This is a genomic window from Pseudomonas sp. UC 17F4, assembly GCF_900101695.1.
Lineage (GTDB): Bacteria > Pseudomonadota > Gammaproteobacteria > Pseudomonadales > Pseudomonadaceae > Aquipseudomonas.
In genome coordinates, this window is the sequence record NZ_FNKV01000001.1 from 851,776 (window position 1) to 872,120 (window position 20,345).

Genomic DNA, 20,345 nt, shown 5'->3' on the forward strand with positions numbered 1-20,345 from the left:
GCGGGGCAAGCCCTCTTCCACAGTGTGGGAGCGGGCTTGCCCCGCGATTTTTTTGCGAGGAAGACGCCGATGCGTTGGGGAACCTATTTCGCCGTGCTGGCGGCCGTGCTCAGTGTCGGCCTGGCCCTGGGCGTCAGTATGCCGCTGGTGTCGTTGCGCCTGGAGGGTTGGGGCTACGGCAGCTTTGCCATTGGTGTGATGGCGGCGATGCCGGCCATTGGCGTGCTGGTCGGTGCCAGCCTGTCCAGCCGTCTGGCCGCGCGTTTTGGTACGCCGGGGCTGATGCGCCTGTGCCTGTGGGCTGGGGCGTTGTCTATCGGCTTGCTGGCGTTGCTGCCGAGCTATCCGTTGTGGCTGGCCTTGCGCCTGTTGATCGGGATCATCCTGACTATCGTGTTCATCCTCGGCGAAAGCTGGATCAACCAGCTGGTGGTAGAGCAATGGCGCGGGCGTCTGGTGGCGCTGTATGGCAGCAGTTATGCCTTGAGCCAGTTGGCCGGGCCATTGTTGCTTGGCGTGGTGGGTTCGGAGGATGACCTGGGCTTCTGGATCGGTGCCGGTCTGCTGATTGCCGCGCCATTGGTGCTGCTCGGGCGCGACGGTGCACCGAGTGCCGAAGCCTGCAGCGTGACCTTCACCGACCTGTTCGGTTTCTGCCGGCGATTGCCGGTGATCGCCTGGGCTATTGCCCTGTTTGCTGCCTTCGAGGCGATGATCCTGACCTTGCTGCCGGTTTATTGCCTGCAGCAGGGGTTCACTACCGAAATCGCCCTGTTCATGGTCAGTACCGTGGTGGTCGGTGATGCGCTGCTGCAACTGCCGATCGGCGCACTGGCCGACCGCATGTCGCGGCGCACGCTGTTCAGTGGCTGTGCCTTGACGCTGCTGGCTTCGAGCCTGGCAATCCCGCTGGCGCTGCAAACGCCGCTGATCTGGCCTTTGTGGGTGTTGTTCGGCGCCAGTGCCGGCGGCCTGTTCACCTTGTCGCTGGTGCTGATTGGCGAACGCTACCGCGACGACGCACTGGTGCGCGCCAATGCTCATGTTGCGCAGCTGTGGGGCATCGGTTGCCTGATCGGACCGCTGGCGGCAGGGGCGGGCAGCCAATGGGTCAGCGGGCATGCGCTGCCGCTGTTCATGGCCGTGGGGGCCTTTGGCCTGGTGCTGCTCGCGCGGCGGCCCAATGCTTTTGAGCCGGCGCCGGTCTAGAGCATCTTCTCCAGGCCCACAGCCTTGCTGATCCAGGCGTTGAAGCGACGCCACAGACCGCCGGGCTCGGTGGTCAGGGTGTGCAGGCGGTGGTTGTCCTCGGTCACCCAGACCAGCTGGCCATCGACCAATTGTGGCTGGTAGCTGACCGCCGGGGCCATACCCTGGGCGGCTAGCTCGCGGGTGTATTCGGCCAGTTCCGGGCTGTCGACCAACACCCCGACCTCGGTGTTCCACAGCACCGAGCGCGGGTCGAAGTTGAACGAGCCAATGAAGGTCTTCTTGCGGTCGAAGACGATCGCCTTGCTGTGCAGGCTCGAGTCCGAGCTGCCATGAAAGCGCAAGCCGCGGCGCGAGCCCGGATCGCCTGGCTGGCGGCGTAGTTCATACAGGTGCACGCCGTGCTCGAGCAGTGCCTTGCGATAGGGTGCATAGCCGCCATGCACCGCCGGCACATCGGTGGCTTCCAGTGAATTGGTCAGCAATTTTACCGATACGCCTTTGTCGGCATGGCTGGTCAGGTAGAGCAGGCCGGACTCGCGGGGCACGAAATAGGCCGAGATCAGGATCAGCTCGTGCTGGACGTTGTTCAGGTCCGGTGCCAGTTGTTGGGTCATCAGCAGTTGCGGGTCCGGCTCGTCACGGGCCAGTACCTTGCTCGGCGCGTCCCAGAGCGCCTGGTTATGGGCCCAGATCAGCTCGTTGCGCCACACGTCGAGGCGCGGCCGGGCTTGATAGGCCATCAGCCGCTCATACAGAGCCTTGCGCTTGACCCGCGCATCGGCCAGTGACGCCTCAAGGCGCTGGCGGCTGTTGCGCAGGTCGTCGGCATCGGGTTGGGTGAACAGAAAATCGCCAATCGGCCTGCTCAGCGCGCTGTTCCAGTACTGGTCGAAACTGTGCCCCAGCTGTTCGGCCACCGGGCCGACGCCGAGCAGGTCGATGTCAGTAAAGTTGAGGTTGGGTTCGGCATCGAAATACTCATCGCCCAGGTTGCGTCCCCCGACAATGGCCATGCTGTTGTCCACCAGCCACAGCTTGTTGTGCATTCGCCGGTGCTGCAACGACAGGTTGAACAGCCGGCCCATGGCCCGGGTTACGCCAGTGCTGCGGCCCAGGTGCAAGGGGTTGAACACGCGGATGTGAATGTTCGGATGCGCGGCCAGGGTGCCGATCATTTCGTCGAGGCCATCGCTGGTGGTGTCGTCGAGCAGGATGCGCACGCGCACCCCGCGGTCGGCGGCCTGCAGCAGCTCGTGCACCAGCGCGCGGGTGCTGAGGCCGTCGTGGACGATGTAGTACTGCAGGTCGATGCTCGACTGGGCGTTGCGAATCAGCTCGGCGCGGGCGCGGAAGGCTTCGTTGCTGTTGGGCAGCAGGCGAAAGCCGGAACGCCCGTCATAGGCCGAGGCCTGGCGCTGCACTGAACGGCCAAAGGCCGAGTCACTGGCCGGCAGCGCCTGGCTGACTTCCCGTGGCTGGCTGACGCTGGCGCAGCCGCCCAGGCCGAGCAGTAGCGACAGCAGTAGTGGCAGCACCCGCTGGCTTTTCAAAAAGATCGTCCTGTTACAACTGAGGCGTAAGAATATGGACCGCGAGCGGCGGCGCAAAGTTACCCGGCGCCGTGCTCCTGGGCCAGTAGACGAATGGCGGTTTCGCCAACCTTGCGCACTGCCGCTTCGATTTCGGCACTGGGGCGTGCGGCGAAGTTCATCCGCAGGCAGTTACGGTACTTGCCCGAGGCCGAGAAAATACTGCCGACTGCAATCTGCACGCCCTGCCCAAGTAAAGCCCGGTTCAGGCGCAGCGTGTCGAAACTTTCCGGCAATTCCACCCACAGCATGAAACCACCCTGGGGCCGGCTGGCGCGGGTGCCCGGTGGAAAGTAGCGGGTAACCCAGTCGCTCATCTGGTCGCGCCCGCGCTGGTACTGGCTGCGCATGCGCCGCAGGTGCGGCTGGTAGTGGCCGCCTTCGATGAAGTCGGCAATTGCCAGTTGCGGCTGGGTGGCGGTGCAGCCGGTGCTGATGTACTTCATGTGCAGCACCCGCTCCAGATACCGTCCCGGGGCCGCCCAGCCAATGCGCAGGCCTGGCGCCAGGGTCTTGGAGAACGAGCTGCAGAGCAGCACTCGACCGTCCTCGTCGAACGACTTGATGGTCCGCGGTCTGGGATAGGTGTAGGCAAGGTCGCCATACACATCGTCTTCCAGGATCGCTACGTCGAAGCGTTGCGCCAGGGTCAGCAAGGCCTTCTTGCGCGCCTCGGGCATGATGTAGCCGAGCGGGTTGTTGCAGTTCGGGGTGATCTGGATGAGCTTGATCGGCCATTGCTCCAGGGCCAGTTCCAGGGCTTCGAGGCTGATCCCGGTGAGCGGGTCGGTGGGGATCTCCAGGGCCTTCATGCCCAGGCCCTTGAGGGTTTGCATGGCGCCATGAAAGCTGGGCGAATCCACCGCGACGATATCGCCAGGCTGGCACACCGCGCGGATGCTGCTCGACAGCGCTTCGTGGCAACCGGTAGTCACCACCAGGTCGGCCGGGCTCACAGTGCAGCCGGAGTCGAGCATCAGCCGGGCGATCTGCTCGCGCAGGGCGCGGGTGCCAGAGATGGTGTCGTAATACAGGCCGGGCATGTCCTGGCGCCGGCTGAGCTGGGCCAGGCTGCGCAGCAGCGGCTTGAGAGTCGGGCTGTCGATATCGGGCATGCCGCGGCCCAGTTGCACCACGTTTTTATTCGGCTCGCTGCGGATCAGCTCGATGACCTGCTCCCATTGGGAAATATCCACCGGCCGTTGTGCCGGGCGGCTGACATCGGGGAGGGCGGGCAGGCTGCGGTTGTTGGGCACGAAGTAGCCGGATTTTGGCCGTGGTGCGGCCAGGCCGTTGTCTTCCAGCAGGCGATAGGCCTGCTGCACCGTGCTCAGGCTGACACCATGTTCGATGCTCAGGGCGCGTACCGAAGGCAAGCGGTCGCCGGGACGGTATAGGCCTTGTTCGATACGGGCACCGAGCAGCTCGGCGAGGTTGATGTACAACGTCATGGCATACTCCGGAAAACGACTACAGCAACAGACCAATACAGATGAGGAAAAAATACAGCATTCAGTAGGAAATCTGCCAATTCTGTATGGAAATAATAGTCGGTCTTTGGATCTGTAATGGTTTTGCCTTGACGCGCATGCTTTCTCCACGGTTCACACACCCTAGAGGTAACAAGCAATGAGCGGCATGAGCGATGTGCGCCTGAAACTGTATGCCGAAGAACTGAGCCGCGAGCAGCGTACCCAGCTGTTCAGTGCGCCCACCGGTCTCAGTCGCTGGGGCCTGATGGCGCACCGTTGGCATACCCGCAGGGCACTACTGGCGCTGGACGCAGCGCAACTGCGCGACGTCGGCCTGACTCCTGAGCAGGCCCGTGAGGAAGGCTTGAAGCCGTTCTGGAGGTCTTAGACCAGCTCTTTCATCCGATGCCAGAGCATGCCCAGAGCCAGCAGCGGCGAGCGCAGGTGTTTGCCACCCGAGAAGGTGATGTGCGGCACCCGTGCGAACAAGTCGAAGCGCCCGCTGTGCTGGCCACTGATGGCTTCACCGAGCAGCCTGCCGGCCAGGTGCGTGGCATTCAGGCCATGGCCGGAATACGCCTGGGCGAAGTACACGTTGGGCTGGTTGGGTAGGCGGCCGATCTGCGGCAGGCGATTGGCACCGATGCCGATCATTCCACCCCATTGATAGTCGATGCGCACATCGGCGAGCTGCGGGAACACCTTGAGCATTTTCGGCCGCATGTAGGCGGCGATGTCTTGCGGATCGCGTCCGGAGTAATGACAGGCACCGCCAAACAGCAGCCGGCGATCGGCCGACAGACGGTAGTAATCGAGGGCCACGCGCTGGTCGCAGACGGCCATGTTTTGCGGCAGCAACTGGCTGGCCTGGGCTTCGCTCAGAGGCTCGGTGGCGATGATGTAGCTGCCGGCGGGCAGCACCTTGCCACCGAGTTCGGGGTTCAGGTCGTTAAGGTAGGCGTTGCAACCGAGCACCAGGGTGCTGGCCAATACCGAACCTTGCGCGGTGTGCACGCGCACCTGCTGGCCATAGTCGATGCGCGTCACCGCAGACTGCTCGAACAGGCGCACGCCCAGCTTGCCAGCCACCACGGCCTCGCCCAGGGCCAGGTTGAGCGGGTGCAAATGCCCGGAGCCCATGTCGATCAAGCCGCCAACGTAGCGGTCCGAGCCGACCACGCTGTGCATCTGCTCCGGCGCTACCAGGCGTAGCTCGTGGCGGTAACCGAGGTTGCGCAGTTCTTCGGCATCCTCGGCGAAACCTTGCAGGTCGCGCGGTTTGTTGGCCAGGTCGCAGTAACCCCAGGTCAGGTCGCACTCTATGCTGTGCCGCTCGATACGCTCGCGGACGATGTCTACCGCTTCCAGGCCCATCAGCTTGAGCTCGCGCACGCCGTCGCAACCAAGGATCGACGTGAACTGCTCAAGGCCGTGGCCGACGCCACGAATAAGCTGCCCGCCGTTACGCCCACTGGCGCCCCAGCCGATTTTGCGCGCTTCCAGCAGGATCACATTGAGGCCGCGCTCGGCCAGTTCGATCGCCGTGTTCAGCCCGGAAAAACCACCGCCGACAATACAGACGTCGCAACTCAGTTCGCCCTGCAGCTGTGGATAATCCGCTTGTGGGGCGCTGCTGGCAGCGTAGTAGGAAGCGGTGTGCGAGGCGGGCTGCTGAACGCCGGCGTTCATGGCGATGTCCTGGTTCTGAGTGTTTGGAAAATTTTACGCAGGATAAGCTGCGCTTTCAGGGGTGGGCAACCGTAGGGCAAAATAGAGCGCCAGACTTCTTTGCCGCAGGCCGCCATGAGTTGCAACAGCCACAAGATCCGCTTCCTGCGCGAGCAGATCCCGTCGTTTGAATGTGTGCCGGGCTGTCACGACTGTTGCGGGCCGGTCACCACTTCGTCAGAAGAAATGGCCCGCCTGCCGCGCAAGAGCGCCGCCGAGCAGGAAGCCGCGCTGGCGGAACTGAACTGCGTGCACCTGGGCCCCAACGGTTGCACCGTGTACGAAGAGCGGCCGCTGATCTGCCGCCTGTTCGGTACCACGCCGAAGCTGCCATGCCCCAATGGCCGCGGCCCGGCCGAGATGATCGATCCGCAGGCCGAGAAGCTGGTCCACCAGTACATCGCCAGCACCCGCCAGGTGCTGGTCTGAACCTCAGTCCGGAATCGGCAGGTTGAGGCTTTCCTTCACCTCTTCCATGACGATGTAGCTCTTCGACTCGCGCACATGCGGCAGCTTGAGCAGGATGTCGCCAAGCAGCTTGCGGTACGAGGCCATCTCGGAAATCCGCGCCTTGACCAGGTAATCGAAGTCGCCCGATACCAGGTGACACTCGAGCACGTGCGGCAACTTCAGCACGGCACGTCGGAACTCTTCGAAAGTGTCGCCCGACTTGTAGTCGAGGCTGATCTCGACGAACACCAGCAGGCTGCCCTTCAAATGCTGCGGATTGAGCCGGGCGTTGTAGCCCATGATGATCCCTTCGCGCTCCAGGCGCCGGACCCGCTCGGTGCAGGGGGTGGTCGACAGGCCGACCTTTTCGCCCAGTTCAGTAAACGAGATGCGTCCATCGGCCTGCAGGATGCGCAGGATATTGCGGTCGATCTTGTCCAGTTCACGCTTGCTTTGGTGCTGGGTTCTCATAGTGGATGCCCCTCCGTAAAAGCCAACCTTGCCGAGAATTCTCGCCAAATATAGGCTTTTATATAGTGAAAAGCACTGGTCATACCTTCCTATACTGCGCGCATCTACACCATTAACAACAAATGTCAGCGGTACGCTGCGTCGAGGGTAATAAACATGCGAGTTCTGGTACTTGGTAGCGGTGTGATCGGAACCGCCAGTGCCTACTATCTGGCACGGCAAGGGTTCGAAGTCGTCGTGGTCGACCGTCAACCGGCAGTCGCCATGGAAACCAGCTTTGCCAACGCCGGCCAGGTCTCGCCTGGTTACGCTTCGCCCTGGGCTGCCCCGGGCGTGCCGCTCAAGGCCATCAAGTGGCTGCTGGAGCGCCACGCGCCCCTGGCCATCAAGGCCACCGCCGACATCGACCAGTACCTGTGGATGGCGCAAATGCTGCGCAACTGCACCGCCAACCGTTACGCGGTGAACAAGGAGCGCATGGTGCGCCTGTCCGAGTACAGCCGTGACTGCCTCGACGAGCTGCGCGCCGAAACCGGCATTGCCTACGAAGGCCGTACCCTGGGTACTACCCAGCTGTTCCGCACCCAGGCGCAACTGGACAACGCCGCCAAGGACATCGCCGTCCTCGAGCAGTCCGGCGTGCCGTACGAAGTCCTCGACCGCGAAGGCATTGCCCGCGTCGAGCCGGCCCTGGCCAACGTGACCGATATCCTTGCCGGCGCCCTGCGCCTGCCCAACGACCAGACTGGCGACTGCCAGCTGTTCACTACCCGCCTGGCGGAAATGGCGATCAAGCTTGGTGTCGAGTTCCGCTTTGGCCAGGACATTCAGCGCCTGGACTACGCCGGTGATCGCATCAACGGTGTATGGATCGACGGCAAGCTGGAAACCGCCGACCGCTACGTGCTGGCCCTGGGCAGCTACTCGCCGCAGTTGCTCAAGCCGTTGGGCATCAAGGCCCCGGTCTACCCGCTCAAAGGCTACTCGCTGACCGTGCCGATCACCGATCCGGCCATGGCCCCGACCTCGACCATTCTCGACGAAACCTACAAGGTCGCGATCACCCGTTTCGACAACCGCATCCGCGTCGGCGGCATGGCTGAAATCGCAGGTTTCGACCTGTCGCTGAACCCGCGTCGGCGCGAAACCCTGGAGATGATCGTCAACGACCTTTATCCTCGTGGCGGCGACCTGAGCCAGGCCAGTTTCTGGACCGGCCTGCGCCCGACCACCCCGGACGGTACGCCGATCGTCGGTGCTACCCCGTTCCGTAACCTGTTCCTCAACACCGGTCACGGTACCCTGGGTTGGACCATGGCCTGCGGTTCCGGTCGCCTGCTGGCCGACCTGATTGCGCGCAAGAAGCCGCAAATCAGCGCTGAAGGCCTCGATATCTCTCGCTACGGAAAACACCAGGAGCCTGCCAAGCATGTCAGTCCAGCGCCAGCTCACCAATGAGCGCATGAGCCAGATCGTTACCCACAACGGCACCGTGTACCTCGCGGGCCAGGTCGGTGACGACATGAACGCCGGGATCGAGCAGCAAACCCGCGAGACCCTGGCCAACATCGAGCGCCTGCTGGACCTGGCCGGCACCGACAAGAGCCGCCTGCTTTCGGTGACCATCTATCTCAAGGACATCGACGCGCATTTTCAGGGCATGAACGCGGTGTGGGACAAGTGGCTGCCAAAAGGCGTCGCCCCGGCCCGTGCCACCGTTGAAGCCAAGCTGTGCGAGCCGGAAATCCTTATCGAGCTGTCGGTGGTCGCCGCACTGCCGTAATACCCGATCCCTAACCCGGTGCCGCCGGCGGCCGACCAGCTGCCTTCGAGCACCGGGCTTTTTACTTCTAACCAGACTGCCCAGAAGGCTGCCGTCATGCGTCCCGCCCGTGCCCTGATCGATCTTCAAGCCCTGCGTCACAACTATCAACTTGCCCGCGAACTGACCGGAGCCAAAGCCCTGGCCGTGATCAAGGCCGATGCCTATGGTCACGGTGCCGTGCGTTGCGCCCTGGCCCTGGAGCAGCACGCCGATGGTTTTGCCGTGGCCTGCATCGAAGAGGCGCTGGAGCTGCGCGCAGCCGGGATCAAGCCGCCGGTGCTGTTGCTCGAAGGCTTCTTTGAAGCCAGCGAACTGCAACTGATCGCCGAGCATGACCTGTGGTGCGTGGTGCATTCGCTGTGGCAACTGGAGGCGATCGAACAGGCGCACCTGAGCAAGCCGATTACAGTCTGGCTCAAGCTCGACTCGGGCATGCACCGGGTTGGCCTGCATGCCAAGGACTACCAGGCCGCGTACCAGCGCCTGCTGGCCAGCGGCAAGGTTGCGCGCATTGTGCTGATGAGCCACTTCGCCCGTGCCGATGAGCTCGACAGCGAGGCCAGCAACGAACAACTGGCGGTATTTCAGGCCGCACGCCAGGGCTTGAGCGCCGAGGTCAGCCTGCGCAACTCGCCGGCCGTGCTCGGTTGGCCGAACATGCCCAGCGACTGGGTGCGCCCGGGCCTGATGCTGTACGGCGCTACGCCGTTCGAAGTGCCCCAGGCTCAAGCGGCGCGCCTGCAGCCGGTGATGACCGTGCAATCACGGGTGATCAGCGTGCGTGAGCTGCCAGCCGGCGAGCCGGTAGGCTACGGTGCCAAGTTTGTCAGCCCGCGGCCGACCCGGGTTGGTGTGGTGGCCATGGGTTACGCCGATGGCTACCCGCGCCAGGCGCCAAACGGTACGCCGGTGCTGGTGGCCGGCAAACGTACCCAGCTGATTGGCCGGGTATCGATGGACATGCTCTGCATTGACCTCACCGACGTGCCTGAAGCGGGCCTCGGCAGCCCGGTGGAACTGTGGGGCAAAAACGTGCTGGCCAGCGAAGTGGCCATGCACGCTGGCAACATCCCTTACCAGATTTTCTGCAACCTCAAGCGCGTGCCGCTGGACTACAGCGGCGATTAAGGCGCCAAAGCGGACAGGCTGCGGGTCGAAGTGTTGTAAATACTGAACGCTGTTGCGATGATAACGTTCAATTTCGACCCCACTCGTTCGTTTAGGAGGGCTCCAGCTTTGGACGTCGGTGAACGACTGCAAGCCATACGCAAGCTCAAGGGCCTGTCACAGCGTGAACTCGCCAAACGTGCGGGCGTCACCAACAGCACCATCTCGATGATCGAGAAGAACAGCGTCAGCCCTTCCATCAGCTCGTTGCGCAAGGTGTTGAGCGGTATTCCGATGTCCATGGTCGAGTTCTTTTCCGAAGAGCTGCAACCGGAAAACCCCACCCAGATCGTCTACAAAGCTCACGAGCTGATCGACATTTCGGACGGCGCGGTGACCATGAAACTGGTCGGCAAGGCGCACCCGAGCCGGGCCATTGCCTTTCTCAACGAGGTTTACCCACCGGGTGCCGACACCGGCGAAGAAATGCTCACCCACGACGGCGAAGAGACCGGCATCCTTCTTGAAGGTCGTCTCGAACTGGTAGTAGGCCTGGAAACTTTCATCCTCGAAGCGGGCGACAGCTACTATTTTGAAAGTACCAAGCCGCACCGTTTCCGCAATCCTTACGATGAGCCGGCCCGGCTGATCAGCGCGGCGACTCCGGCCAACTTCTAGCGGGTATTGCGCGGCGGATTGTCGCGGCTAAGACCCTTTGGACTCTAGGGTTGTTTCGGTGAGGCAGGGTTCCCGTTATACTTGCGCCGCCTGCGAAACCGTGGCCGCGGGCGTGACTAGCCACCATGAGGGTGTACGCGTGAATCTAATCAAGAAAATGCTGGCCGTACCAGCTGCCGTATTGGCCCTTTGGGCAGTCAGCGCTCAAGCTGCGACCAACGACGACATCGCCAAGCGACTGGAACCGGTCGGCCAGGTGTGTGTTCAGGGGCAGGAATGCAAGGGAATGGAAGTCGCAGCCTCTGCTGCTGGCGGCGGTGCCAAGACCCCGGATGAAATCATCGCCAAGCACTGCAATGCTTGCCATGGCAGTGGCCTGCTCGGCGCGCCGAAAATCGGCGATACCGCCGCCTGGAAAGAGCGCTCCGACCACCAGGGTGGTCTGGACGGCATCCTCGCCAAGGCCATTACCGGTATCAACGCCATGCCGCCGAAAGGCACCTGCGCCGACTGCTCGGATGACGACCTGATGGGCGCCATCAAGAAGATGTCCGGCCTGTAAGCCCAGCGCTTGCCCAACAAAGCCCGCCGCGTGCGGGCTTTGTGCTTTTTAGCGCTGGCCAGCGCAGCAATCTGGCGGCATGCTCGGTCCAACCTGTTCAAGGAATGCCACAGGAGGCCGCGATGGCGTACAGCTGTTCGATCGACGATGCCGTAGACCAGGTGCTGGCGCGCCTGCCCGCGCATATCCACATGGGCCTGCCGCTGGGGCTGGGCAAGCCCAACCGCTTCGTCAACGCCCTGTATGCGCGAATCCGCCAGTTGCCCGAGCGGCAACTGACCATTTACACCGCTTTGAGCCTGGGCCGCCCGGACCTGGGCGACGGCTTGCAGCGGCGCTTTCTTGAGCCCTTCATCGAGCGGGTGTTCGCCGACTACCTTGAGCTGGACTACCTGCACGACCTGCGCCGCGACCAGTTGCCGGCCAACATCCGTGTCGAGCAGTTCTTCATGCAACCCGGCAGCCTGTTGCACAGCACCATGGCCCAGCAGGACTACGTCAGCAGCAACTACAGCCATGCCGCCCGCGATATCAACGCCAAGGGCTTGAACCTGGTGGCGCAGCTGGTAGCCGAAGATCCGGCACATCCCGGCCAGTTGAGCCTGAGCTGCAACCCGGACATCACCCTCGACCTGCTGCCAATGATTGCCCGCCGCCGGGCAGCCGGCGAAACCATCCTCATGCTCGGCCAGGTGCATGCCGAACTGCCGTACATGCCGGGCGCGTCCGAGCTGCCCCGCAATGACTTCGACCTGCTGATCGACCGCCCGGAAAACACCCGGTTGTTCTCCACGCCGAACATGCCGGTGACCACCCAGGACCATTTCATCGGCCTGCATGCCAGCACCCTGGTGCGCGATGGCGGCACCCTGCAGATCGGCATTGGTGCCATGGGCGATGCGCTGACCGCAGGGTTGCTGGCGCGACAGGCTGACAGCGAGGCGTACCAGGCATTGCTGGCAGATATCAACCTGACGCCCTGGCATAGCCTGATCGAACGCGAAGGCGGCCTCCAGCCCTTTGCCCGCGGCCTGTACGGCTGCAGCGAAATGTTCGTCAACGGCCTGCTGGCACTGGTCGAAGCTGGAATCATCCGCCGCCCGGTGTACCCGGACGAGTCGCGCCAGCAGGCGGCCAACAACGGCGAGCTGGATGACCAGGGTGTGCTAGTGCATGGCGGCTTCTTTCTTGGCCCTCAGGCGTTTTACCAGCGCCTGCGGGAAATGCCGCCAAGCCAGCGCAAACGCTTCGCCATGAGCGCCATCAGCTACATCAACGAGCTGTATGGCCAGGAGTCGCTCAAGCGCCTGCAGCGCCGGGATGCGCGCTTTATCAATACGGTGTTCACCATGACCTTGATGGGCGCCGGGGTCGCCGACCAGCTGGAAGACGGCCGGGTGCTCAGCGGGGTCGGCGGGCAGTACAACTTCGTTGCCCAGGGCCATGCCCTGGAAGGCGCGCGTTCGATCCTGCTGCTGCGCAGCTGGCGTGAGTCAGGCGGCGAGGTCAGTTCCAACCTGGTCTGGGAATACGGCCATTGCACCATTCCCCGCCACCTGCGCGATATCGTCGTCACCGAATACGGAATCGCCGACCTGCGCGGGCAGACCGATGCCGAGGTGATTGCCCGTTTGCTGGCGATCACGGACTCGCGCTTTCAGCCCGAACTGATCGAGCGGGCGCAGAAAGCCGGCAAGTTGCCCAAGGACTTTTGCCTGGCCCCGCGCTTCAGCGACAACACCCCGCAGCGTTTGCAGGCGCTGCGTGACCGCCATGCACGGTTGTTCCCCGAGTATCCACTGGGCAGTGATTTCACCGCCGAGGAGCGCGATTTGCTGCGGGCGCTGAACTGGCTGAAGAGCAAGTTCAAGTTGAGCGAGGTGCTGGAGCTGGGCAAGGCGGCGCTGGATGCACCGGCGCCCGAGGCGTTTCCTGCGCAGTTGGCGCGGATGAACCTGGCGCAGCCGCAGGGGCTGAAGGAAGATCTGTATCAGCGGCTGTTGCTGGCGGGGTTGCAGGCGACAGCTTTTAACTGATCGCGGGGCAAGCCCGCTCCTACAGGCTGGTAGGAGCGGGCTTGCCCCGCGAAAAAGTCGGCGTTGATTACTCGATGAAAGTAACCACGCCATCTTTCAGCGACTTGACCCGGGCCAGCGATTCAACGCGGTAGCCCTGGCTGTCCAGCTCGGCGCGACCGCCCTGGAACGATTTCTCGATGACGATACCCAGGCCGGCAACAGTGGCGCCGGCTTGCTTGATGATCGAGATCAGCGCCTGGGAGGCTTTGCCGTTGGCCAGGAAGTCGTCGATCACCAGCACGCGGTCGCTGCTGTTGAGGTGGCGCGGGGAGATCGCCACGGTGTTCTCAGTCTGCTTGGTGAAGGAATACACCGAAGCCACCAGCAGGTTTTCGGTCAGGGTCAGCGACTGGTGCTTGCGCGCGAAAATCACCGGGACGCCCAGTTTCAGGCCGGTCATCACCGCCGGGGCAATGCCCGAGGCTTCGATGGTGACGATCTTGGTGATGCCCGAATCGGCAAACCGGCGGGCGAACTCGTCGCCAATCAGTTGCATCAGCGCAGGGTCGATCTGATGGTTGAGAAACGCATCGACTTTGAGAACCTGATCGGAAAGCACGATGCCTTCTTCGCGAATCTTCTGGTGCAGTGCTTCCACTGTGGTATTTCCTCGATGTAGCAAGAGTGGCCACGGCAATACGCCGCAGCAAAGGTTGATTATCTAACGTTTGAGCATGGCACGGATATCGGCCAGTGCGTTGTTGCCGCGAGCGGCCTTCACTTCGGTTGGCGCGTCGTCCAGGCCCTCCCAGGCCAGGTCGTCGTCGGGCAACTCGTCCAGGAAGCGGCTCGGCGAGCAATCGATGATTTCGCCGTACTGCTTGCGCTTGGCAGCAAAGGTGAAGGCCAGGGTCTGACGTGCGCGGGTAATCCCGACGTAGGCCAGGCGCCGTTCTTCTTCGATGGTGTCGGCTTCGATGCTGGAACGGTGCGGGAGGATTTCCTCCTCCATGCCCATGATGAACACGTAGGGGAATTCCAGGCCCTTGGAGGCGTGCAGGGTCATCATCTGCACGCCTTCGGCACCGTCTTCCTCTTCTTGCTGGCGCTCGAGCATGTCGCGCAAAACCAGCTTGCCGATGGCCTCTTCGATGGTCATGCCGCCGTCTTCGTCTTTCTCGAGGGTGTTCTTCAGCGCCTCGATCAGGAACCAGACGTTGCTCATGCGAAAATCCGCAGCCTTGTCGCTGGAGCTGTTGGTGCGAATCCAGTTTTCGTAGTCGATGTCCATGATCATGCTGCGCAGGGCTGCGATCGGGTCTTCCAGGGCAACCTGTTCGCGGACCTTGTCCATCCAGCGCTTGAAGCGCTGCAGGCGGTCGGTATAACGGCTGTCCAGGTGCTCGCCAAGGCCCAGCTCCTCGCTGGCGGCATACATCGAAACCTTGCGCTCGGTGGCGTAGTTGCCGAGTTTTTCCAGGGTGGTCGAGCCGATTTCCCGGCGCGGTACGTTGATCACCCGCAGGTAGGCGTTGTCATCGTCCGGATTTACCAGCAGGCGGAAGTAGGCCATCAGGTCTTTAACTTCCTGGCGTCCGAAGAAGCTGTTGCCGCCGGACAGGCGATACGGCACCTGGTGGTGCTGCAGCTTCAGCTCGATCAGCTTGGCCTGGTAGTTGCCCCGGTAAAGAATGGCGAAGTCACTGTAGGGCCGGTCGGTGCGCAGGTGCAGGCTGAGGATTTCCATGGCTACCCGTTCGGCCTCGGCTTCCTCGTTCTTGCAGCGGATCACGCGGATCTCGTCGCCGTGGCCCATCTCGCTCCACAGCTGCTTTTCGAAGGCATGCGGGTTGTTCGAGATGAGCACGTTGGCGCAGCGCAAAATGCGGCTGGTGGAGCGGTAGTTCTGCTCGAGCATCACCACTTTCAGCGACGGGTAGTCGTCCTTGAGCAGCATCAGGTTCTCGGGCCGGGCGCCGCGCCAGGCGTAGATCGACTGGTCGTCGTCGCCAACCACGGTGAACTGGTTGCGCGTGCCGATCAGCATCTTCACCAGCAGGTACTGGCTGGCGTTGGTGTCCTGGTATTCGTCGACCAGCAGGTAACGGACCTTGTTCTGCCACTTTTCGAGGACATCGGGGTTGTCCTGGAACAGCTTGACCGGCAGCAGGATCAGGTCGTCGAAGTCCACCGCGTTGAACGCCCGCAGGGTGCGCTGGTAGTGCGCATAGACCACCGCGGCGGTCTGCTCCTTGGGGTTGCGGGCGTTTTCCAGGGCTTCGGGCGGCAGGATCAGGTCGTTCTTCCAGGCGCCGATCATGTTCTTGATCTCGTCGACACCGTCGTCGCCCGAGTATTCCTTCTGCATGATGTCGGTCATCAGGGCTTTGACATCGGTCTCGTCGAAAATCGAGAAGCCCGGTTTGAAGCCCAGCCGTTCATGCTCCTTGCGGATGATGTTCAGGCCCAGGTTGTGGAAGGTCGACACGGTCAGGCCGCGGCCTTCGCCCTTGCGCAGCAGGGTGCCGACCCGCTCTTTCATCTCCCGCGCGGCCTTGTTGGTGAAGGTCATGGCCACGATGTACTGGGCACGGATGCCACAGTTCTGGATCAAGTGCGCGATCTTGCGGGTGATCACGCTGGTTTTGCCGGAGCCTGCACCGGCGAGCACCAAAAGAGGGCCGCCGACGTAGTTCACGGCTTCTTGTTGCCGGGGGTTGAGTCGGGACATGACGAAAACCGGGGACGCTAGAAAAATAGCCGGGCATTTTAGCAGGGGTAGAAAGTTTCTGCCGCGACCGTCTGACAGTGTGACGTACCACGCGATCTAAATTTGCCGCATTTGATACTTTCCCGCAGGATGCGTGGCGAAACCTGCGGGATGTCGGCAATGGAATGGCATGACTTTAAGTGAAAATCATTTTCATTAATGGTTTAGGATACGCATTCTCGCTGCCCATCGTCATTTGACTGTGTCTACGTCCTAAGGAGCCAGCTTGTCTACGCCCGTCGAACCCTTGCGTTTGCTCCTGCTGGCCGATGAGCCGGAATGGGCCATTGTGTTGCGCGAGTGTCTGCTGCCGATGGCGGGCCAGGCGGTATTGCTGACCGCTCCGAACTGGGAGGCGGTCGACAGCCTGTTTGCCAATGACCGCAATGCGCTGGTGCTGGCGACCCCGCAACTGCAGCCGGCGCCCGGGCGCTGCGTGCTGCCGATGGTGCTGCTGCTCGAGCATGAACCGCAGGTGCCGCCGCCGGGTGTCAGCGACTGGCTGATTCGCGACCAGCTGACCAGCAATATCCTGCGCCGCAGCCTGCGCCATGTCCGCGAGCGCGGCGTCCTCGAAGCGACCCTGCAACGCCTCGCCGAACAGGACCCGCTGACCGGCATCGCCAACCGCCAGGGTTTCCAGACCCTGCTGGCTGCGCGCCTGGCCGACAACGAAGGGCGCGGCGTCGCCCTCGGGCACCTGGACCTGGACAACTTTCGCCATGCCAACGACGCCCTCGGCCACCAGGCCGGCGACCGGTTGATCCTGCAGGTGGTGGGCCGGCTGAAGAGCCAGCTTGAAGCCGGCGACCAGGTTGCACGTCTGGGCAGCGACGAATTCGCCCTGTTGATCGATACCCGCCGCGAGCCGCAGCGCGCCGAATGGATGGCCGAACGCATCACCGAAGCCCTGGCCGAACCTTACTGGATCGACGGCGAAAGCCTGTTGCTCGGCTGCAGCCTGGGGGTTGCCCACGCCCGCGCCCAGGGTGGCGCCGACCCGCTGATGTGGCATGCGCACATCGCCATGCAGCAGGCCAAGAGCACCCAGGGCTGTACCTTTCACGTCTTCAACGAACGCATCAACCGCAACGCCCGCAGCCTTGCCGACCTGGAAAGCGAGCTGCGCCGGGCGCTGCGCCGCGACGAGCTGGAGCTGCATTACCAGCCGCGACTGAACCTGGCCGACGGGCGCATTGTCGGCCTCGAAGCCCTGGTGCGCTGGCGCCATGCCGAACGCGGGCTGCTGCCGCCCAGCGAGTTCGTACCGCTGGCCGAGCAGAGTGGGCTGATCGTGCCTTTGGGCTACTGGGTCATCTCCCGGGCCCTGCGCGACATGCAGGCGCTGCGTGAGCAGGGCCTGGCGCCGTTGCACATGGCGGTGAACCTGTCGTTTCGCCAGTTCCAGGACAGCCAGCTGTTGGCGACCCTGAGCCGGCTGATCATCGAACACGGCGTCGATGCCCGCTGGCTGGAATTCGAACTGACCGAAACCGCCGTGATGCGCCGCAATGACCTGGTCAAACAGACCATGGACGCCCTTGGGCGCCTGGGCGTGCGCTTCTCGCTGGACGATTTCGGCACCGGCTTTTCGTCGTTCGTGCACCTCAACAGCCTGCCGATCACCTTGCTCAAGGTCGATCGCAGCTTTGTCGGCGGCATGGAGCAGCGTGAAGAGAACCGCAAGCTGGTGCACGCGATGATCAACCTGGCGCACAACCTCAACCTCGAGGTGGTGGCCGAGGGCGTGGAAACCCCGGAGCAAATGGACCTGCTGCGCAGTTTCGATTGCGATCAGGTGCAGGGGTTTCTGATCAGCCGGCCATTGCCGATTGATGAGTTGATGGAGTATTTGCTGCGCGGGCCGGCGCAGCAAGCAGCATCGCGGGTCATGTAGGAGCTGGCTTGACCCGCGATGGGGCCCTTCAAACCACTGAAGCAGTCACCTTGTTCACCCCAGCGGCACTGCCCAGCAAGCGCTTCATCCGCCATTCGAATGCCAGGGTCAGGCTCACCGCCGCACACGCCAGGCCCAGCGCCAGCCCCCACCACACGCCTACCGCGCCCAGGCCGAGGTTGAAGGCCAGCAGCCAGGCCGCCGGTGCACCGATCACCCAGTAACAGAACAGCCCGACCAGGAAGGTGGTCTTGGCATCCTTGAGGCCTCGGATCGAGCCCATGGCAATGGTCTGCACGCCGTCGAACAGCTCGAACCAGGCGGCGACCATCAACAGGCTTACCGCCAGCTGGATGATGTCGGCAAAGGCCGGGTCACCGTGGTCGAGGAACAGCCCCACCAGCGGGTCTGGCAGCAGCCAGAAGAGGATGGCGAACATCAGCATCATCGCCGCGCCAAAACCGATACCCACGCGGCCGGCATGCCGTGCCCCCAACAGGTTGTCGGCGCCGTAATAGAGCCCTACACGCATGGTCACGGCGTACGACAGGCCGGCCGGAATCATGAATGCGGTAGAGACGATCTGCAGGGCGATCTGGTGCGCGGCAAGCTCGGTGCTGCCGAGCACGCCCATGCACAGCGCGGCGAAGGCGAACAGGCCGACCTCGACGGTGTAGGTGCCGCCAATCGGCAGGCCCAGGCGCCACAGCTCACGCAGGGCTGGCCATGACGGGCGGCTCAGGCCCTGGCGAATCGGGTAGGGTGCATAGGCCGGGTGCCAGCGGATATACAGCGCCATGGCCACGGCCATGCAGTTGGCAACGATTGCGGTCACCAGGCCGATGCCCACCAGGCCCAGCTTCGGCAGGCCGAACATGCCTTCGATCAGCGCATAGTTGAGCAGGAAGTTGGCCACCGTGCCGATCAGGCTGATGACCATCACCGGCGTCGAGCGGCCAATGGCGCTGGTAAAGCCGCGCAGGGCCATGAAACTCAGGTAGCCGGGCAGGGCGAAGGGCAGCAGCAGCAGGAACTGCGCGGCCGCCTCGACGTTGTTCGGGCTCTGGCCGAGCAATAGCAGTACCGGCTCCAGGTTCCACAGCGCCAAAGCCGCCACCAGGGCCATGACCCAGGCCAGCCACAACCCGGCCTGGGTCAGGCGGGTGGCGCCGGCGATGTCGCCAGCACCCTTGCGAATCGCCACCAGGGTGCCGACGGCGGCGATCACGCCCAGGCAAAAGATCGACACGAACGAATAGCTCGCCGCGCCCAGGCCGCCACCGGCCAGGGCCTGCGGGCTGATGCGGGCCATCATCAGAGTGTCGGTGAGCACCATCAGCATGTGCGCCAACTGCGAGGCAATCAGCGGCCCGGCCAGGCGCAGCAAAGCCTTGAGTTCTTGGGTAGGCGCAGCCTGCATGGAGTCGTCCTTTTCTTACGCGATAGATTCAAAGCGTGAAAGTCTGAGGCTTGGTGCGGTTATCCACAAAAGGATAATAGCGATGGTTGGCATGATTAAAACTCATGGGAGTATGATCCAGTCGATTGCCTGTGGATAACCCGGAGCCCGCCGCCATGTCTCGCCGTTTACCGCCTCTGTATGCACTGCGGGCCTTCGAAGCGGCGGCCCGGCATAGCTCGTTCACCCGCGCCGCAGATGAGTTATCGATAACCCAGAGTGCAGTCAGCCGGCACATCCGCACCCTTGAAGAGCACTTTGCCTGCCGTTTGTTCGTGCGCAATGGCCGCAGCTTGCAACTCAGCGAAGCGGCGCGTTTGCTGTTGCCAGGGGTGCGCGAAGGCTTTGCCGCGCTGGAGCGGGCCTGCAACACCCTGCGCAGTGAAGACGACATCCTGCGCATGAAAGCCCCTTCGACCCTGACCATGCGCTGGCTGCTGGCGCGCCTCAGTCGCTTTCGCCACCTGCAGCCGGGCAACGAAGTGCAACTGACCAGCGCCTGGATGGATGTCGATCATGTCGATTTCAACCATGAGCCTTTCGACTGCGCGGTATTGCTCAGCGACGGTCACTTTCCGCCGGACTGGGAGGTCAAGCGGCTGTTTTCCGAGCTGCTGATCCCGGTAGGCGCGCCCGAGCTGCTCAAGGAAGGGCAGTGGGACGAGCGGCGCCTGGCCGGTGTCGAGCTGCTGCATCCAACCCCCGACAAGCGCGACTGGCGCAGCTGGCTGGCGCGCATGGACCTCACCGACAAGGTGTCGCTCAAGGGCGGCCAGGTATTCGATACCCTGGAGCTGGGCATGATCGCCGCCGCTCGCGGTTATGGAGTGTCCATGGGCGACCTGCTGATGGTTGCCGAAGACGTCGCCCAGGGCCGCCTGAGCCTGCCGTGGCCGACAGCGGTTGCCAGCGGCCTGGATTACTACCTGGTCTGGCCGCGAACCCGCCCCGGTGGCGAGCGGCTGCGGCGTCTGAGCGACTTCCTGCAGGGCGAGGCGGATTCGATGGACCTGCCCAAGGTTCAAATTCTGGGGACATCAGCGGCAATCGGAGCGAGTTGACCGTTTGCGCAGGATAACCCTGTTGCACGCTCAAGTATTGCGTCAG

General features: G+C 63.1%; 18 protein-coding genes. 11 read left to right on the forward strand and 7 right to left on the reverse strand.

Features of this window, described 5'->3' with window-relative positions; genetic code table 11:
* Positions 1 to 69: 69 nt before the first annotated feature.
* Positions 70 to 1,209: an MFS transporter gene (locus BLR26_RS03845; RefSeq protein ID WP_045199607.1), complete on the forward strand. Its 1,140-nt coding sequence runs from the start codon at positions 70 to 72 to the stop codon at positions 1,207 to 1,209.
* On the opposite strand, the gene BLR26_RS03850 is transcribed toward BLR26_RS03845, so the two are convergent.
* Together BLR26_RS03850 and BLR26_RS03855 are read right to left on the reverse strand one after the other, a co-directional pair.
* Entirely contained in the window at positions 1,206 to 2,762 is a 1,557-nt protein-coding gene (locus BLR26_RS03850; protein WP_045199609.1) for a phospholipase D family protein, read from the reverse strand. The two genes, BLR26_RS03845 and BLR26_RS03850, sit on opposite strands and share 4 nt — an antisense overlap.
* A 59-nt stretch (positions 2,763 to 2,821) precedes the next feature.
* Positions 2,822 to 4,252, reverse strand: coding sequence for an aminotransferase-like domain-containing protein (locus tag BLR26_RS03855; RefSeq protein WP_093378042.1), 1,431 nt, complete (start codon positions 4,250 to 4,252; stop codon positions 2,822 to 2,824).
* Positions 4,253 to 4,430: 178 nt separating this feature from the next.
* Here BLR26_RS03855 and BLR26_RS03860 point away from each other — a divergent pair, with 178 nt between their 5' ends.
* Positions 4,431 to 4,661 (forward strand): YjiS-like domain-containing protein, encoded by a 231-nt coding sequence (locus BLR26_RS03860; RefSeq protein ID WP_045199613.1) that lies wholly within the window; start codon positions 4,431 to 4,433, stop codon positions 4,659 to 4,661.
* Here BLR26_RS03860 and BLR26_RS03865 read toward each other — a convergent pair.
* On the reverse strand, positions 4,658 to 5,962 hold the full coding sequence (locus BLR26_RS03865) for an NAD(P)/FAD-dependent oxidoreductase (RefSeq protein WP_093378046.1): 1,305 nt from the start codon (positions 5,960 to 5,962) through the stop codon (positions 4,658 to 4,660). The genes BLR26_RS03860 and BLR26_RS03865 overlap by 4 nt on opposite strands.
* A gap of 114 nt (positions 5,963 to 6,076) precedes the next feature.
* On the opposite strand from BLR26_RS03865, the gene BLR26_RS03870 reads away from it, so the two are divergent.
* A complete protein-coding gene (locus tag BLR26_RS03870; RefSeq protein WP_038998046.1) occupies positions 6,077 to 6,430 on the forward strand; it encodes a YkgJ family cysteine cluster protein in 354 nt (117 codons plus the stop codon).
* A 3-nt stretch (positions 6,431 to 6,433) separates the two neighbouring features.
* On the opposite strand, the gene dadR is transcribed toward BLR26_RS03870, so the two are convergent.
* Positions 6,434 to 6,922: a transcriptional regulator DadR gene (gene dadR / locus BLR26_RS03875; RefSeq protein ID WP_008366790.1), complete on the reverse strand. Its 489-nt coding sequence runs from the start codon at positions 6,920 to 6,922 to the stop codon at positions 6,434 to 6,436.
* Between the two features lie 156 nt (positions 6,923 to 7,078).
* Here dadR and dadA point away from each other — a divergent pair, with 156 nt between their 5' ends.
* The 6 genes from dadA (at position 7,079) to BLR26_RS03905 (ending at position 13,130) form a co-directional block, all read left to right on the forward strand.
* The gene (dadA, locus tag BLR26_RS03880) at positions 7,079 to 8,380 is read left to right on the forward strand and encodes a D-amino acid dehydrogenase (protein ID WP_045199621.1); all 1,302 of its coding nucleotides are present in this window, start codon (positions 7,079 to 7,081) and stop codon (positions 8,378 to 8,380) included.
* Entirely contained in the window at positions 8,352 to 8,705 is a 354-nt protein-coding gene (locus tag BLR26_RS03885; RefSeq protein WP_010225843.1) for a RidA family protein, read from the forward strand. Before dadA ends, BLR26_RS03885 begins: the two co-directional genes overlap by 29 nt.
* A gap of 96 nt (positions 8,706 to 8,801) precedes the next feature.
* A complete protein-coding gene (alr, locus tag BLR26_RS03890) occupies positions 8,802 to 9,875 on the forward strand; it encodes an alanine racemase (protein ID WP_093378051.1) in 1,074 nt (357 codons plus the stop codon).
* A 108-nt stretch (positions 9,876 to 9,983) separates the two neighbouring features.
* Positions 9,984 to 10,532, forward strand: a complete 549-nt coding sequence (locus tag BLR26_RS03895) for a cupin domain-containing protein (protein WP_010225839.1) — start codon at positions 9,984 to 9,986, stop codon at positions 10,530 to 10,532.
* A gap of 157 nt (positions 10,533 to 10,689) precedes the next feature.
* Entirely contained in the window at positions 10,690 to 11,094 is a 405-nt protein-coding gene (locus tag BLR26_RS03900; RefSeq protein WP_045199625.1) for a c-type cytochrome, read from the forward strand.
* Between the two features lie 122 nt (positions 11,095 to 11,216).
* Positions 11,217 to 13,130, forward strand: a complete 1,914-nt coding sequence (locus BLR26_RS03905) for an acetyl-CoA hydrolase/transferase C-terminal domain-containing protein (RefSeq protein ID WP_093378056.1) — start codon at positions 11,217 to 11,219, stop codon at positions 13,128 to 13,130.
* A 67-nt stretch (positions 13,131 to 13,197) separates the two neighbouring features.
* Here the strand turns inward: BLR26_RS03905 and BLR26_RS03910 are convergent, their stop codons facing one another.
* A complete protein-coding gene (locus BLR26_RS03910) occupies positions 13,198 to 13,770 on the reverse strand; it encodes a xanthine phosphoribosyltransferase (protein ID WP_045199628.1) in 573 nt (190 codons plus the stop codon).
* A 63-nt stretch (positions 13,771 to 13,833) separates the two neighbouring features.
* A complete protein-coding gene (gene rep, locus BLR26_RS03915) occupies positions 13,834 to 15,843 on the reverse strand; it encodes a DNA helicase Rep (protein ID WP_038998055.1) in 2,010 nt (669 codons plus the stop codon).
* Between the two features lie 265 nt (positions 15,844 to 16,108).
* Between rep and BLR26_RS03920 the strand changes: the two genes are divergently transcribed.
* The gene (locus tag BLR26_RS03920; RefSeq protein ID WP_093378061.1) at positions 16,109 to 17,779 is read left to right on the forward strand and encodes a putative bifunctional diguanylate cyclase/phosphodiesterase; all 1,671 of its coding nucleotides are present in this window, start codon (positions 16,109 to 16,111) and stop codon (positions 17,777 to 17,779) included.
* A 28-nt stretch (positions 17,780 to 17,807) separates the two neighbouring features.
* Here the strand turns inward: BLR26_RS03920 and BLR26_RS03925 are convergent, their stop codons facing one another.
* On the reverse strand, positions 17,808 to 19,199 hold the full coding sequence (locus BLR26_RS03925; protein ID WP_093378066.1) for a NorM family multidrug efflux MATE transporter: 1,392 nt from the start codon (positions 19,197 to 19,199) through the stop codon (positions 17,808 to 17,810).
* A gap of 155 nt (positions 19,200 to 19,354) precedes the next feature.
* Between BLR26_RS03925 and BLR26_RS03930 the strand changes: the two genes are divergently transcribed.
* The gene (locus tag BLR26_RS03930) at positions 19,355 to 20,299 is read left to right on the forward strand and encodes a LysR substrate-binding domain-containing protein (RefSeq protein ID WP_093378071.1); all 945 of its coding nucleotides are present in this window, start codon (positions 19,355 to 19,357) and stop codon (positions 20,297 to 20,299) included.
* Positions 20,300 to 20,345 lie beyond the last annotated feature (46 nt).

Excerpts from the sequence above, each read along its gene's own strand:
- BLR26_RS03925 (WP_093378066.1), bottom strand. The coding sequence starts at position 19,199 with ATGCAGGCTGCGCCTACCCAAGAACTCAAGGCTTTGCTGCGCCTGGCC.
- BLR26_RS03860 (WP_045199613.1), top strand. The coding sequence starts at position 4,431 with ATGAGCGGCATGAGCGATGTGCGCCTGAAACTGTATGCCGAAGAACTG.
- BLR26_RS03885 (WP_010225843.1), top strand. The coding sequence starts at position 8,352 with ATGTCAGTCCAGCGCCAGCTCACCAATGAGCGCATGAGCCAGATCGTT.
- rep (WP_038998055.1), bottom strand. The coding sequence starts at position 15,843 with ATGTCCCGACTCAACCCCCGGCAACAAGAAGCCGTGAACTACGTCGGC.
- dadR (WP_008366790.1), bottom strand. The coding sequence starts at position 6,922 with ATGAGAACCCAGCACCAAAGCAAGCGTGAACTGGACAAGATCGACCGC.
- BLR26_RS03855 (WP_093378042.1), bottom strand. The coding sequence starts at position 4,252 with ATGACGTTGTACATCAACCTCGCCGAGCTGCTCGGTGCCCGTATCGAA.
- BLR26_RS03865 (WP_093378046.1), bottom strand. The coding sequence starts at position 5,962 with ATGAACGCCGGCGTTCAGCAGCCCGCCTCGCACACCGCTTCCTACTAC.
- BLR26_RS03870 (WP_038998046.1), top strand. The coding sequence starts at position 6,077 with ATGAGTTGCAACAGCCACAAGATCCGCTTCCTGCGCGAGCAGATCCCG.
- BLR26_RS03900 (WP_045199625.1), top strand. The coding sequence starts at position 10,690 with ATGCTGGCCGTACCAGCTGCCGTATTGGCCCTTTGGGCAGTCAGCGCT.
- alr (WP_093378051.1), top strand. The coding sequence starts at position 8,802 with ATGCGTCCCGCCCGTGCCCTGATCGATCTTCAAGCCCTGCGTCACAAC.
- BLR26_RS03905 (WP_093378056.1), top strand. The coding sequence starts at position 11,217 with ATGGCGTACAGCTGTTCGATCGACGATGCCGTAGACCAGGTGCTGGCG.
- dadA (WP_045199621.1), top strand. The coding sequence starts at position 7,079 with ATGCGAGTTCTGGTACTTGGTAGCGGTGTGATCGGAACCGCCAGTGCC.
- BLR26_RS03845 (WP_045199607.1), top strand. The coding sequence starts at position 70 with ATGCGTTGGGGAACCTATTTCGCCGTGCTGGCGGCCGTGCTCAGTGTC.
- BLR26_RS03930 (WP_093378071.1), top strand. The coding sequence starts at position 19,355 with ATGTCTCGCCGTTTACCGCCTCTGTATGCACTGCGGGCCTTCGAAGCG.